This is a genomic window from Dyadobacter chenhuakuii, from assembly GCF_023821985.2.
GTDB classification, from domain to species: domain Bacteria; phylum Bacteroidota; class Bacteroidia; order Cytophagales; family Spirosomataceae; genus Dyadobacter; species Dyadobacter chenhuakuii.
This window is the reverse complement of record NZ_CP098805.1, coordinates 5,234,226-5,248,217: the sequence shown is the minus strand read 5'-3', so window position 1 is coordinate 5,248,217 and position 13,992 is coordinate 5,234,226. Positions and strand designations below refer to the sequence as shown.

Annotated in this window: 11 protein-coding genes; 3 read left to right on the top strand and 8 right to left on the bottom strand. The window is 46.0% G+C overall.

Features of this window, described 5'->3' with window-relative positions:
- Window positions 1–45: 45 nt before the first annotated feature.
- Complete coding sequence (locus tag NFI80_RS21935; protein ID WP_235166484.1) at window positions 46–1,023, bottom strand: IS110 family RNA-guided transposase; 978 nt, start codon at window positions 1,021–1,023, stop codon at window positions 46–48.
- Window positions 1,024–1,374: 351 nt separating this feature from the next.
- Entirely contained in the window at window positions 1,375–1,746 is a 372-nt protein-coding gene (locus tag NFI80_RS21930; protein ID WP_235166341.1) for a hypothetical protein, read from the bottom strand.
- 171 nt (window positions 1,747–1,917) lie between these two features.
- Between NFI80_RS21930 and NFI80_RS21925 the strand changes: the two genes are divergently transcribed.
- Complete coding sequence (locus NFI80_RS21925; RefSeq protein ID WP_235160482.1) at window positions 1,918–2,418, top strand: hypothetical protein; 501 nt, start codon at window positions 1,918–1,920, stop codon at window positions 2,416–2,418.
- 8 nt (window positions 2,419–2,426) lie between these two features.
- On the opposite strand, the gene NFI80_RS21920 is transcribed toward NFI80_RS21925, so the two are convergent.
- The 4 genes from NFI80_RS21920 to NFI80_RS21905 form a co-directional block, all read right to left on the bottom strand.
- Entirely contained in the window at window positions 2,427–4,637 is a 2,211-nt protein-coding gene (locus tag NFI80_RS21920; RefSeq protein WP_235166340.1) for a DUF2357 domain-containing protein, read from the bottom strand.
- Window positions 4,638–4,645: 8 nt separating this feature from the next.
- Window positions 4,646–6,241, bottom strand: coding sequence for an MrcB family domain-containing protein (locus tag NFI80_RS21915; RefSeq protein ID WP_235166339.1), 1,596 nt, complete (start codon window positions 6,239–6,241; stop codon window positions 4,646–4,648).
- Window positions 6,242–6,349: 108 nt separating this feature from the next.
- The gene (locus NFI80_RS21910; RefSeq protein ID WP_235166338.1) at window positions 6,350–6,877 is read right to left on the bottom strand and encodes a DinB family protein; all 528 of its coding nucleotides are present in this window, start codon (window positions 6,875–6,877) and stop codon (window positions 6,350–6,352) included.
- Between the two features lie 2 nt (window positions 6,878–6,879).
- Complete coding sequence (locus NFI80_RS21905; protein WP_235166337.1) at window positions 6,880–9,384, bottom strand: YfhO family protein; 2,505 nt, start codon at window positions 9,382–9,384, stop codon at window positions 6,880–6,882.
- 216 nt (window positions 9,385–9,600) lie between these two features.
- On the opposite strand from NFI80_RS21905, the gene pfkA reads away from it, so the two are divergent.
- Window positions 9,601–10,575, top strand: a complete 975-nt coding sequence (gene pfkA / locus NFI80_RS21900) for a 6-phosphofructokinase (RefSeq protein WP_026628635.1) — start codon at window positions 9,601–9,603, stop codon at window positions 10,573–10,575.
- Window positions 10,576–10,588: 13 nt separating this feature from the next.
- Here the strand turns inward: pfkA and NFI80_RS21895 are convergent, their stop codons facing one another.
- Window positions 10,589–11,362, bottom strand: a complete 774-nt coding sequence (locus tag NFI80_RS21895) for a YdcF family protein (protein ID WP_235166336.1) — start codon at window positions 11,360–11,362, stop codon at window positions 10,589–10,591.
- 107 nt (window positions 11,363–11,469) lie between these two features.
- On the opposite strand from NFI80_RS21895, the gene NFI80_RS21890 reads away from it, so the two are divergent.
- A complete protein-coding gene (locus tag NFI80_RS21890; RefSeq protein WP_235166335.1) occupies window positions 11,470–12,873 on the top strand; it encodes a TlpA family protein disulfide reductase in 1,404 nt (467 codons plus the stop codon).
- Here NFI80_RS21890 and NFI80_RS21885 read toward each other — a convergent pair.
- Entirely contained in the window at window positions 12,868–13,968 is a 1,101-nt protein-coding gene (locus NFI80_RS21885) for a lactonase family protein (protein ID WP_235166334.1), read from the bottom strand. The two genes, NFI80_RS21890 and NFI80_RS21885, sit on opposite strands and share 6 nt — an antisense overlap.
- Window positions 13,969–13,992 lie beyond the last annotated feature (24 nt).

The following is a 13,992-nucleotide window of genomic DNA, read 5'->3' as shown; positions in this document are numbered from 1 at the left end:
GAAGAACGACAAGTAATAAGCCCCCTAGCCCTGTCACCCTGATTTCTATGATAAAACCAAGTGATCTTGATAGGTTGCTTGGTTTTTTATTAGGGCAAATATGATGTGGACGATTTTGTTTCTGACTGCATTGAGCACGGACATTTTATTTTTGCCTTCTGCTACTTTTCTTTGGTAGTAATCTCTTAATTTGTTGTCGAACCTGATGGCGCTCATTGCGGCCATATGCAGGATACTCTTTACACTTTTGTCCGCATAAGCAGAGACCCTGGGCTGTCGCCTAACCGATGTTCCAGACTGGTGGTCAAAGGGTACGATTCCACAATAACATGCCATTTTCCTGGGCTCGGTAATCGTTTTGAAGCCTTCGGTTTTAGCTATCATTGTCCAGCAAGTTATCGGGCCAACGCCTGGCACAGACTGTATTTGTTTAGCCTGCTCTTTTAGCGATTCGTCAGACTTGATAATCTTTTCGATCTCGCACTCCAGCGCTTCGATCTGTTCTTGGATGGACTTGATCAAACCCTGGTTCATCTTAGCCAGTTGCTTTTCAAGACCAATTGTATTCATTAATTTATAATCAGCTTGCTGGGCAAGCAGCTGCCTTTTTATTTTAATGCGGCTGGTCCGTTCAGTGAGTAACACTTTCATTTTCTGAATGTTGGTTGCCACTGGCTTCCAGGTCGAACATTCGTCCTGGTTCTTTTGGATGAACTTGCAGATCCTTTCAGCATCTACCTTATCATTTTTTCCTCTGATCAGACCCATGCTCTTTTTTAAATGCAGAGCTGAGATCACATACACCTCAAAATTGAATTTGGGCAAAACTTCGTAGAGTTGCCAGTTGTAACGTCCAGTGTTTTCCATAGCTACAACTACTTCTTCCTTGGCCAGTTTCTTGAAAAAACCATTGATTGCTTTTACATCATTAGCAATCGTAACAAAACTGGTTTTCCCTTCTTTTTGCAGGCAGATATCAAGAGTTTTACTGCTGATATCAATGCCAATAATGATCTTTTTCATAAATTGGTCTTGGAAAAAGTGAAATGAGAAATTCATCAATTGACTCAACTCCTTGATAATGGGCTCTAAGCCCGAATTTCTATATGAGCAGTTGATGATGGGGAGGTAAAGTCTAAATCAGGCTGTGAGTTACGAGCTCAGAGCGTATGTCATAGTTTACTTTACTTCCCTTCTCATTTTATTAATTTACCTACACCAATCTTAATTCCCTAATACATTGCTAATCTAAAGGAGCGGAGTCGAAGGGCGGTACTGCTTGGTTGTACCGCCCTTCGGCTCCGCTCAGGGTGACAGGGGTGGAGGCTACCTTTGGGGTGACAGGGGCGGTGGCTTATAGGGATCAACTTGCCCTCAAATCACCTCCAACTCCGGGTCGTAGAAGCCTTTCCAAACCTCAATCGTCTCTTCTAATGTTTCCGGTGGGGCGGCCAGGTAGGCTTTGATCTTGGCGAGATTTTCGGAATGGGCGTCTTTGGCGGTGTATTTGATGAGGTCGACGAGCAGGGCGTCGATTTTGGATGTGTCGTTGCGCCAGTTTTTACTGTATTTGGTATACCATTCTTCATTTAAAAATACAACGCCCGAATAACGATAAACGTCAGAAAACCCGAATGCATCGATAACAACTGGTTCTGTCGGCCATTCTTCATCCAGAGCCTTGTCGCTGAAACGCTCACGCCCGTCGCCCAGCAATGCAATAAATCGATATGTTTTTACTGTCATAAGTTTCTTATTTGATGTTTTTTTAAAGCGTCCCAAATTTGCACAATTACTGAACACCACCGAAAATATTATTCCCGACCGAAGAAGCCCGAAAGAATTACATGTCCAATTTTAGCCAAAAAGTGGGCATAAGGTGATAATGTGTCCAGAAAATGAACAGATATTTACATTATGATACGCATCTCAACACTCCCTCTCATTGAAACTACCGCGCAATTTGATGCAGCGACGCTAATTTTGCTTGTTGATGTCCTTTTTGTGGGGGATACGCCACGGAAAATGCGAGAGCACATTAAGGCCAACCATGGTGGGTTTATTTATGATAAGAAAACATTCATTCCCATTACATTAACAGGCACGCCGGGAAGCCTTATAGCCAATGCCGGCACGCCTATTGTTTTCAAATTCGACCACGGTTTCCAGAATGACTATCATTTTAACGGCAACCTGGATGCGGCTATTTTTCACAAAAAACTATACGACATTTCGCATCTGGCCGGCGAGCCTTCGATTCAGTTTGTGAAAGAGGAAGATTTTATCATTGAGCGTTATTTATCCGGAGCACGTGAATATACTGAACCTGAAAAAGAGGCTAAACTCCTTGCGCCTGTCGCGAAAATGCCCGCTATCGGCCAGAAAGCGATGAAAGGTCTGACCCCGGTTAGGAAGTAACACAACCGTTACTTCACCAAAGCTTTCGTTAATTCAGAGAGACTTACCACGAAAGGAACGCTGGAAGCCCTGTTTGGTTTGTATCCGGCCAGTTTTGTAATATCCCATCTTTGGTTCTCGAATTCCGGTTCTACTTTCAAATCAATGCGATAAACGAGGTAGAGTATTCCTTTTGGCTTGGGATAATTCTTTTTGATTAAATCTTCTTTTGAAAAAATCCTGGGGCCGGCATCTTTGAGCTTGCATAAGCGGGCCGAAATGGTTTCGCCGGGGCCGTGCAGAAGCAAATATTTTGCATTGGCCTGCTTTGCGCCGAGTGGCAGCGAGCCGCTGTCGGTGCCCGTCCTGAAATTGTAAAGCTTATTTTTCCTGATCCAGCTGAGCTGCTCGGCACTTTTATAATAGCCAATGATCACAAATGTCTCGTCCGGAATAAGCCCGCGGTTTGCGCCAAGCGTTTCGGGCAAAGGTTCGGTGACAGTTTCTGTGCTTTGCGTTTTATGAATGTCATAATGATGGAAAGCCGCTTTTTCACGTTGCGATGCCCTGTTCAGGAAATGGCGCGTGACGTCTTTCAAAAAATTTCGCAACGCATTGATGCCATTATTTGTCCTGGATGGTCGCACAGCAAAAGCGCCCAGACCGGGAATAAGTTCGTTGAATCCTTTCCATTTGAACGGCTTCTCGCCATCGCCCGGATATAGCACATAAGCACCTGCGGATCTGCGGATTGCATCTTTGTATGAATGCATTTTCAAAAGATCATCGCGCTTATATTCCGTGAAAGACTCGACGCGATATTTTGCATCGAAATGAATGTGAACGATCAACTCCTCTTTTTCGGCTTGTGCCTGGCTTATCCCAACCGGCCAAACCGTCAATGTAAAATCCGGTCGCATCCCGGCTGTCCAGCTGCCAGGATTGGGATAGTCATTTTTGCCCGAGAATGACCTGTTATAGCTGAATTCCACATTTAACTTCCGGGAAGGGCCATTGAATATGCCCTGAACTGCGACGTGTTTTCCCTGTTTGAGCTGCAACCCCAGTCCGTCCGCAGTTGGCTTTATCAAGTCTTCAATGCTGGTAGGTGTAATTTCAAAAATCTCCCTTACCAGGTCCAGCAACTGGAAAAACAGCCAATACTCATAAAGCGTGGCAACATCTTTTTTACCGGCTTCATACACATCATCCCCACCGTGCCAAATCAGCTTCGCTGCCAGATCAAACATCAGCCAAACCCGCAAAACCTCTTTATAACCTGCTTTTCGCTGTAAAACCGGGCTGTTCAGCGAAAGCATAACAGGTTTACCGATGGCTTCGAAAAACGGATGTGTCAACAGCACATGCAGCTCATTTTCCAGCACAATGGCTTCTTCAAAAAGCCGGCTCCCAGCAATTGCATGTGTCCTGAAATCACTGACCAATGCTGAAAAAGCATTCAGCGCATGTTTCACAAAACGATTTTCCAGCGTATCCGCTGATTCAACTTTTGAAGTTGTGACGATGTGGATGGGAACAGAGCCAAGCCGCTTGTGCAGCGAATGCGTTTCAGGAAGCCCTACCCGATTGCCCGGGGCTGACAGTTGACGCAAGATTCCGCCGTTTAACTTTCCAATCCTTCTGATATCTATAACTTGCTCATAATCCGCCCACTTTAAAACCGGCACAGCCGTTATTTTATGGACTGCATTCAGGAAATCCTCGGATTGCAAAATAGATCTGATGAAAGCAAAACGCTGGTATAATGTCCGCGCATCCTGATGAAAATCCGTTGTAAAATTGTGGGTAACCGGCGAACGATATGCCAACAGCAACTCAGTGCACTTTTCCGTAATATCCTCCAACATTAACCTGTAATCCTGCCGGTAACTCGCCTTTTTCGAGCGAACTTCCAGTTTAATGTCCGCACATTTAAGCCTCGTTTTGGGTTCCAAAAGTTCCAGGGACGCAGTTCCTGTATAAATGTTGGGTGCCAGACGTCCCGCAGAAGCGCTTAATTTGGATGGAATAACAATTTCCGAAGCCTTTAAACTGTAACTGCCGGACAAGCTATATTCATAAAAATGACCTTCTATCAACTGTATCTGCGCTTCGCCATTTTCCTGCGCCTCCAATAAATCAATGTAAAAGATGGTCTCTTGTCCATTGTCTTCACCCACGATTTTCAGCTCCACATGCTCACTGCCCGCTTCGATGATGATTGTTAATCCGTTGTCCATCGCCTCCATTAAGCCTCAGCAAAGCTGGTGAACCCGTTGTCGACCAGGCTTCTGTACATTCTCCCGAGCTTTTCCAAGGTTACGGGATAATACACTTCTTCCAGATCGGAGAATGGAATTTTAGCATTGAAATAGTCATCCATTTTGCCCCCGTCTTTCGCACATAATGTTCCTATTGCACGCAATACAGGTTCCAATTTTCTCCGGGAACCGTGCACTTTGGGCAATAATTTTTGAATGATGGCAGCGTCAATGATTTCGTTGACAGGCCATTGCGGGGATATCTTACTGGCAATGGCTGCAAACCGTAAAATCTCCGCCGCACTGCGATATCCGAATTCCGCACCTGCATGCTGAAGCGACTCGAAGAATGACATCAATACATTGACAATGAAAGGCTTATGCTTGGATTCGGTCACATTCATCAGCGCGATCTCCATAAAATCACCCGCCATAACCGCGCCGGAGCCTGCCAGGGTATCCAGGCTTAATGTGCAATCCAGACTCAGAAAATGTTCCATTTCCTCTTTGATCACCCGAAACTCAATCACATTGGCACGGTCCAAAACCTTGGGACTGAACATGTAAGTGGTTTCATCAATGTTCACAGTGCCAATAATGAACAGGTTTTTCGGCAGCTTAATCTTCGCCGGAACGCCATCAAGCATGTCCGACTGCCCCGAATGCAGCCGAATGTGCTCGCCTGATTCCATAGCACTCAGAAAATCAGCAAAATAGCGCTCGACGTGACTCAGGTTCATTTCATCGAGAATGAGGAAATAAGGTTTCCTGGGATTTTTACCGGCCATCAATAGGAGGTCCAGCACACCGCTGTCGGGCTTCACATATTTACCCTGTTCCAGCGCATTGGGGTAACCCAGCAACGGCTCACGATTGGTCCAGTCTGCACCGACCGCCACCAGACAAATCTGATTTTCGCTTTCGCAAAGCCATTTGGAGAATGCCAGCGCCAGTTTTGTCTTCCCGGAACCAGACAGTCCCGTCAGTATCACGAACGGTTTGGCCAGCAAAGACGTAATAAAGCGTAATGTAAAGTTGGGGTTAATGTGCAGGTTGCAGCTGGTAATGCTTTTTTGGAATGCTTTATAATCGAATGCAACTTTCGTATTGATTTTCCTTTTTGTTGGAACAGGCTTTTGGCCAACGGCCTGCCTATAAATAAGGATGATCTCCGCCAGATCGCCTTCAACTTCTGTCCTATCCAGTTTCGCAGGGTCGTATACTTTAAACACCAGCGAAGCGCCGTAACGGGCGGGTTTGCCCAGATCTTTTTTCTTGAAATAGGTGCTAATTTTCACCTGATCCGCCGATTTCCAGCTTATCGCGGGCGGAATGGTTTCGCTTAATCCGTAAGCGAGAATAAGGATATTTTGCTTTTTGTAGTAAAGATAAAATGGATAAATGCCGTTGGTGATCGTTTGCCCTTCTGCCAGAAAAGCGATCCAGGTAACCCTTGCCGGATTGCCTTTTCCAAAGCTTAGCTTTACTTTCAGCCCCTCGAATTGATCGGCGAAATGCGCAGTTTTAAGACTGTCAGTCTGCGACTGTTCCAGAAACCTGGAAAGTTCATTGAAGTAATCCATCAAATAGTGTGTTCAGAGGTCTTTAAAATTCATCCCCGTTGAGGGTTTAAAGATGCTGAATTTTTATTTCTATTCAATCAAAACTTACAACGAAAACTCTTTTTGCGCTTACAATTCTTGTCCCAGAGCCAGCTTAATATGCGCCAAATGATGCTGTAAATGCCAAACCGACATAGCAAGCGCCGCTTTTTGATTAATCCATATTTGCCGGATACTATGGAAATAAGCCTTTGATAAAGCTTCCTCATCCAAGGCGGCGGCAAAAAAGACATAGCGCTGGTTCGTACCGTCCAGGATGTTGAGCGAATCCGCAATGGGCATTTGAAGCGAATCGGAAGTTGCTGCCCAGGCGTCCATATTTATCAACGTAGGCGCGTCGTAATCAGGCTCGGTAACGGCCTTTTTCATCCGAAAATAATGCAGAATAGCAATGTCACCCACATGGTGGATGAGCTGGCGAATGTTCCAGCTTCCTTCCCGGTAGGTTTTGGCCAGATCATCGTCTCCAAGGCCTTCTACCAACTTTCTATATTCAGATGCGCTGGTGGCTATGATCTGCAGAAACTGCGCGACGTCTTCTGTTGTATAATTTTCTTTCAGGACAAATGGCCCTATGGGATATTTGCGGTCTGTCATGGCTATGCGTTTTTCTCTTTTTTGGTTTGTACAAAAATGGCCCCGGCGATCAATGCGACCAATAATATCGAGCTAATCAGGTCAATTTTACTTCCAATAGCAACAGAAACGGGCTCGAAACTGAATTTGATCGTATGCTTTCCGGCAGGGACCCTTAACGCCCGCAGAATGTAATTTGCACGCAACATATCGGCCGGTTTGTCATCGATAGTAACCTTCCATTCGTCACGGACATTGTAATATATCTCTGAAAATACAGCTAAACCTTCTGCTTTTGAGTTGCTTTCGTAGGTCAGTTCATTGGGCTTGTAGCTGGTCAGGACGATCTTATCCGTCGAGTCGGGTTGTAAAGTAAGGCCCGCGAGCTTGGCAGCGAATTTTTGGTCAAGAACTGCTTCTTCTTTTGGTTTTAATGAATCCAATGCGGCCATTTCTGCATCTGCATTAGGCACAACCTTATAACTTTTCACAAACCACGCATTGCCAAGAGCATCGGGGTTAGTTTGGGCCACTTTATTGCCTTGCTGATCCGGGAAAAGGATGTACTTGGTGTTCAACATATTAATAATGTTGGCATTAGGCTTTTGCGTAGCGAGTTGCCGCTCAAACAATTCCTGATAGCGACGCAGTTTTGCGCCGTGATAACCACCCAGTGATTTGTGAAAATACGAAGCGTCAGCGCTGTTGGTTGGTCCTTGCCGCGATGAAAGATCGTAAACACGGTAATTCGGATCCGGATCGCGCAAAATTTGCTCGTCAGCCGGAGATGGCGTGGTTACGCTCTGAGCCGCATAACTGCTCAGAAAGTCTTCATCATTCAGATATCTTTTGTCAATACCAAAAAGGTCGAAAATCACAAGTATCAGCAGCGTTCCGTAGAACAGGACGGGTTTTACCTTATCCTTCATGGCAAACCAAACCAGCCCGGCGGCCAGCAAAAGGAATATCAGGCTTCGGATCGCATCGTTTTTCATCAAACTGGCACGATCCTGAACAATGGAATTCATGAATTGCTGGGCAAATGCCTTATCCTGCATCTGCGGCATTAGATATTGTTCAACATATTGCGGATCGCTTGCTGCCTGGAAATCGAAAAATACGCCCGGCATAAGCGCCAGAATAAGCGTAACACCCCCAGTTATGCCCAATGTCATGAGGAAAGATTTCTGAAATTCTTTCCATTCTACACGTTTTTGAACGATCTCGATCAACGCAAGCACGCCTACCAGCACCATTAAAAGCTGCGCAAGCGACACGACCATGGTCATCGCCCTGAACTTGTTGAACATAGGAAAATAGTCAAAAAACAGGTAATTGACCCCTGCAAAAGTTTTACCCAAAGCCCATATAATGTAGAGCAGGATAACGCCCCCAGCCCAGTATTTGATCGGATTTTTTACAATAAATAAACCTAAAACAAAAAGAAAGAAGACGATAATGCCAACATAGTTCGGCCCGCCCATAATCGGCTGATCGCCCCAGTAAAGCGGCATTTGCTGGATCACACTCAATGCAGACGCAGGATCTACTCCTCTTGCAACTAATGTCTTATAGGATTCGGAACTGTTGGTAAGCGGGCCGTAGGATGTGCCGCCATAAGCGTTGGGAATAACCAGCGTCAGCAATTCGCCGAAGCCATAACTATATGTAAAAGCATATTGTTTGTCCAGGCCGTTCCCGTTTGCCTCGGCCGTTGCCGCACCGCCCGGCGTTGCCCGCGGCGTAAGCTCGGATTTTCCGCGGATGGTTTCTTTTGTATAATCAAATGCATTCCAAAGGCGTGTCGTATGCGTACCCACAGCCACAACAGCGGCGAAAGCAAGACCAGCCAAAACCAATGTAAGATCTTTAACTAACCCCTTTTTGATATAGGAAACACTCTCTATAATAACCAATATAATGATCCCGATCCCAAGATAATAGGTGATCTGAACGTGGTTAGCGTAAAGCTCCAGGGATAGAAAAAGGCCTGTTAATGCGGCTCCCGCCAGCCAGTTTTTCCTGAAAGCCAGGATCACACCTGCCAGAACACCCGGCGCGTACATGATCGCGATCACCTGAGAAACGTGCCCCGCTTCGAGATTAATAACATTGAATGCTGAAAAAGCGAAAGCAACGCCACCGATTGCGGCCAGCCAGCTCCCGGCCCCCAGCACCAGAAAAAGAATATATGCACTCACCATGCCAATAAGGAAATAATTGGCTGGCGCGGGCAGAAGCCGGTTAATAGCCTGCCCGAGCTTGGTGGAAACGCTCGTGGGATAATCGGCGGCAACGAGGTAAGCAGGCATTCCTGAGAACATCCCGTTGGTCCAGCCAGACCATACGCCGGTTTGTTTTTTATAATCCAAAACTTCCCGTGCAGCTCCCTTGGCCTGGACATCATCCTGCGCAGTGAGTTTTTTGCCCTGTAAAACAGGAGAAACGTACGCGATGGAAAGAATCATAAATCCAACAACCGCTACAAGATGCGGCCAGGCACGCTGCCATGAAATCAAATTTTTCATTCGTTAATGCATATTAAATTTCTATTAACAGCCGCAAATATATAAGTAATGATATATGTTTGAGGTGTAAAATTCGAATCTTCATCCGGCATTTTTTTAACAGAATTCGGAATCAGGTCGTATATTTTAAGAAAATACCGGATAAATTTGCGGAAATTGTGCCTTTAAGATTTTAAAGGAGCTGAACAGAGAACGAAAGAAGTAACCCGAAATTAAATGAAAAGAATTGGAGTATTTACCTCAGGAGGAGATGCCCCGGGTATGAACGCCTGCATTAGGGCGGTGGTGCGCGGAGCTTGCTACCATGGGATCGAAGTTTATGGAATAAGACGAGGATATAGCGGAATGATTGCCGGTGATCTCTATAAAATGGAGTCCCACTCGGTTAGCAATATAGTACAAAGAGGAGGAACGATCCTCAAATCGGCGAGAAGCAAGGAGTTCATGACGCCGGAAGGACGGAAAACTGCATATGATAACCTTCAGGCAGCTGGCATCGAAGGACTGGTTGCGATCGGCGGAAACGGAACATTCACGGGTGCGATGATCTTTGGCAACGAATACGGCATTCCAACCGTGGGCGCGCCGGGAACGATCGACAACGACTTGTACGGAACCGACTATACGATTGGATTCGATACGGCTGTAAATACGGCATTAGACGCGATCGACAGGATACGCGACACAGCGAGCTCGCACGACCGGATATTTTTTATTGAAGTAATGGGCCGCGACTCAGGTTACATTGCCGTGCAGTCCGGAATTGCAGGCGGTGCGGAACTGGTAATGGTGCCGGAAGTCCTTACGCCGATCTCCGAAGTGGTCGAAACTTTAAAACAAGGTTGGAGCCGTTCTAAATCTTCTTCAATCATTATTGTAGCGGAAGGTGACGACGAAGGAAGCGCACAGGAAGTGGCAGAAAAGATCAAAGGCCAGGTGGATGAGAATGCGGATATCCGCGTAACCACATTGGGTCACACGCAACGCGGAGGTCCTCCATCTGCTTATGACCGTATTTTGGCGAGCCGTCTGGGCCTTGGCGCTCTGGAAGGTTTGATTGGCGGACAAAAGAATGTAATGGCAGGGATTATCAACAATGACCTGGTTTACACGCCTTTTGAAGACACAATCCGCCTTCCCAAGCCTATTAATGAAGATTTGTTGAGAATGGTAAAAATATTGAGTGTGTAACTGAGATGGCAGATCAGGTGTAACCCACCAATTTGTAAACAACATTCCCTATCCATTCATGCCAAAGCATGCTGAAAGCGGCGATCGCGCCGGGATCAGGGATCAGGAAATCCTGCAACCTTAGTTGATAATACACACCATAGAAGTCGGCCGGAAAAGTGGCAGCCTGAATGCCTACTTTATTAAAACATCCGGCCGACCGGCGCATATGGAATGCTGAGGTGATCAGCACATATTTACCGGAAGGAAATTTTTGTTTTAAAATTGAAGCTGAAAACTTCGCATTCTCTCGCGTATTTCGGGCCTTTTCTTCAAATATAATGTCTTCGACCGGCACGCCCCATTTCACCATTAATCTGGCAGCAAGCCTGGTTTCCCCTTTTCCTAAAAATATCCGCTGATCCGAGCTTGTTCCGGTGATCAGGATTTTTTTGATTTTACCTGTCTTATAAAGCAGAAAGGTCTGCAAAACCCGGTCGCCCCGCTTCCCCAGAACGGGATGGTCCTCATCCGGGTGATTGGAATCCATCAAACCGCCCGAAAGTAAAACCCCTACATCATAGACTTCATGGATATCGCGCAAGTTAACCTGCCTGGGTTCCCACCAGTTCAGCGCGGCGTTAACCAGAAAAGTATTTGAGATGAGATACAGCACCACAAAAGCAGATATAGCGGCTGTTTTTCTTGCCTTGCGTCGGCTGGTAAACAAGCTGTAAAGCAGCAAAAAGAACACAATGCTTAGCGGCATTGCCACAAAATCTATTGCTTTGGACAGAAAATAAAACATTTGGATAAGATGCTGATAGAAGTTATCGTTTTGAAGTTAATTTTGTGGCCTGCGCAGAATTTGATCCAGCCAAATATAACATTCATAAGCTAACAACTTTTACCTTGATGAAAAAATACAACCGCACTTTACTTCTTATCCTGGTGCTTTTTGCAGCTTCCCAAACGGCTTTTTCACAAGGCTATCGCATTCAGGCAACCATTAAAGGACTTGCGGATTCGTCACTGGTAATCGGGCATTACAGCCGGAACAACACCACTTTCGTCCCAAAAGACACAGCGAAGGCTGATGCGACGGGAAAAGTAGTTTTTGAAGGAAAAACAGATCTTCCGGGAGGCTTATACGTTATCCTTTTCCCCGGTAACCGCAGCTGGGTGGAACTGGTGTATTCCGGAAAGGAGCGCAATTTCTCAATCGAAACTGATACAGTTGACGCCATTGGCAATATGAAGGTGACAGGCTCAGCAGAAAACGAGCTTTTTTATACTTATCAAAAGAAATTAAAAGCTGGCGCGCTGGAAATTGAAGCATTGAAGAAAAGCGGCAGCGCGGATGCGGGAACCAAGATCAAGGCTTTACAAGACAGCTTTAATGCATCTCGTTTAATAATGCTGGCTGACAACGCAGACGCATTTACAGTAAAATTGCTTAAAATGTCTGCCGACCCGGAGATTCCTGCTGCGCCGAAACTGGCGAGCGGCAAACCGGATTCGATCTGGGTTTTTAATTATTACAAAGCACATTACTGGGACAACTTCGACTTCTCCGACGCCAGGATCATCAACACACCTTTTCTCGAACCAAAACTCGACCGCTATATCAAGAATCTGGTCGTTCAGAGACCGGATTCACTGATTAAGGATGCGGATATGCTGGCGAAAAAGGCATCGGCAAATAAGGATGTGAAGTCGCAGGTTGTTTTATACATTACCAACCAATACGAAAATCCCAAAACGGTTGGTACGGAGGCCGTTTGGGTGCATATGGCGCAGAAATACTATCTGTCCGGCGAAATGGGCACTTCGGAGGACGTCAAAAAACGCATTGCCGAAAAGGTAAATACATTGAAAGATCTGCTGGTCGATAAAACCTTCCCAGCGCTGACACTGACTGATCCGGCAGGCAAAAAGATCAGCGTTCAGGACCTGGACGCCAATTACAGCGTCATTTTCTTCTACTCGCCGACCTGCGGGCACTGCAAGGAAGCCACCCCGAAACTGAAAGCTTTTTATGACAAGAATAAGGCCAAGGGGATCAAGATCATGACCGTTTCCACCGACCATAACATGGAAGAATGGAAAACATTCATCAAGACATTCCACCTGGAAGAAGTCCCGAACGGCTTTGACGCATTGAACCAGATCGATTTCATCAAGAAATTCGACGTGGTAACAACGCCGATGATCTATATTCTGGATAAAAATAAAAAGATCATCGCCCGCAAAATGCCAGTGGAACAACTGGAAGACTTTCTGAATTATTACCAGAACAAACTGGCAAGAAAGTTATAAGAAAGCCACGCAAATTGGCGCCTTCACGCCAATGCTCTCCTGCCGGAAGCTGAATTTCCCGGTAGCAGCATCGACATCGTAAATTACCAGATTATCAGTAGATTGATTAGCAACGATCATAAACTTTCCGCTAGGATCAATGTTAAAATCGCGCGGAATAGCGATTGACTTCGTCTGCTGATCCACCATTTCCAACGCACCGTTAGCACCGATTTTAAATGCGCTGATGGAGTTGTGCCCACGATTGGACACATAGACAAACTTGCCGTTGGGATGCAAATGAATCGCCGAGCTGGTGTTGGTAGGCCCTGCATAATCTGCCGGGATCGTCGGATAGGTGTTTAGCGCTTTAATCACCCCATTTTTATCAATGGTGCACGAAGTGAGCGTTGCTTCCAGCTCATTCAGCAGGAAAAGTGATTTTCCCGAAGGATGAATGATCAAATGCCGCGGTCCTGCGCCTGGCTTGCCTGAGAAAAATGGCTGCGCCGCATTAGGTTTTAACGCTCCTTTGCTATCCGCCACGTAATTCATGATTTTGTCTGATCCCAGGTCCGTTACATACACATATTTCCCATCCGGCGACGCGGTTGCAAAATGCGCGTGTGCTTTATCCTGGCGCTTTTCGTTCGGGCCTGTTCCTGAATATTGTTCTTTAAGAACTGCCGCCGAAACCTTGCCATCAGGCTGCAAATCATAAGCGGAAAAGCTTCCACCTCCATAATTGGATACATATGCGGCCTTACCGGAAGGATGCACAGAAACGTGGCAAGGACCAGCACCAGCCGATGATTCGCTGTTCAGGTAAGTCAGTTTTTTATCTCCTCCGATTGCAAAAGCCACAATTTTATCGCCCCCCACGGCATACAGATTTTTCTTATTAGGTGAAATCGCCACATAGCCGGGACCGACGCAATTATTGAATGTATCGATCACGGTAACCTGTCCCGTAGACATGTTCAACTCGCAAAGGGAAACAGAAGAATTCGCACCTTTGTCCGCAGTTCCGATATAGAATGCCACCGTTTTATCCTGGAATGAAATGCTTACCAAACCGGCCAGCAACAAGGCAAAGACTGTGAATAGCTTTTTCATAATTTTTTGATTTTGTAAAGGCAA

What these genes read in the sequence shown, in the direction of transcription:
- NFI80_RS21935 (WP_235166484.1), bottom strand. Translation starts at nt 1,023, where the DNA reads ATGAAAAAGATCATTATTGGCATTGATATCAGCAGTAAAACTCTTGAT.
- NFI80_RS21930 (WP_235166341.1), bottom strand. Translation starts at nt 1,746, where the DNA reads ATGACAGTAAAAACATATCGATTTATTGCATTGCTGGGCGACGGGCGT.
- NFI80_RS21925 (WP_235160482.1), top strand. Translation starts at nt 1,918, where the DNA reads ATGATACGCATCTCAACACTCCCTCTCATTGAAACTACCGCGCAATTT.
- NFI80_RS21920 (WP_235166340.1), bottom strand. Translation starts at nt 4,637, where the DNA reads ATGGACAACGGATTAACAATCATCATCGAAGCGGGCAGTGAGCATGTG.
- NFI80_RS21915 (WP_235166339.1), bottom strand. Translation starts at nt 6,241, where the DNA reads ATGGATTACTTCAATGAACTTTCCAGGTTTCTGGAACAGTCGCAGACT.
- NFI80_RS21910 (WP_235166338.1), bottom strand. Translation starts at nt 6,877, where the DNA reads ATGACAGACCGCAAATATCCCATAGGGCCATTTGTCCTGAAAGAAAAT.
- NFI80_RS21905 (WP_235166337.1), bottom strand. Translation starts at nt 9,384, where the DNA reads ATGAAAAATTTGATTTCATGGCAGCGTGCCTGGCCGCATCTTGTAGCG.
- pfkA (WP_026628635.1), top strand. Translation starts at nt 9,601, where the DNA reads ATGAAAAGAATTGGAGTATTTACCTCAGGAGGAGATGCCCCGGGTATG.
- NFI80_RS21895 (WP_235166336.1), bottom strand. Translation starts at nt 11,362, where the DNA reads ATGTTTTATTTTCTGTCCAAAGCAATAGATTTTGTGGCAATGCCGCTA.
- NFI80_RS21890 (WP_235166335.1), top strand. Translation starts at nt 11,470, where the DNA reads ATGAAAAAATACAACCGCACTTTACTTCTTATCCTGGTGCTTTTTGCA.
- NFI80_RS21885 (WP_235166334.1), bottom strand. Translation starts at nt 13,968, where the DNA reads ATGAAAAAGCTATTCACAGTCTTTGCCTTGTTGCTGGCCGGTTTGGTA.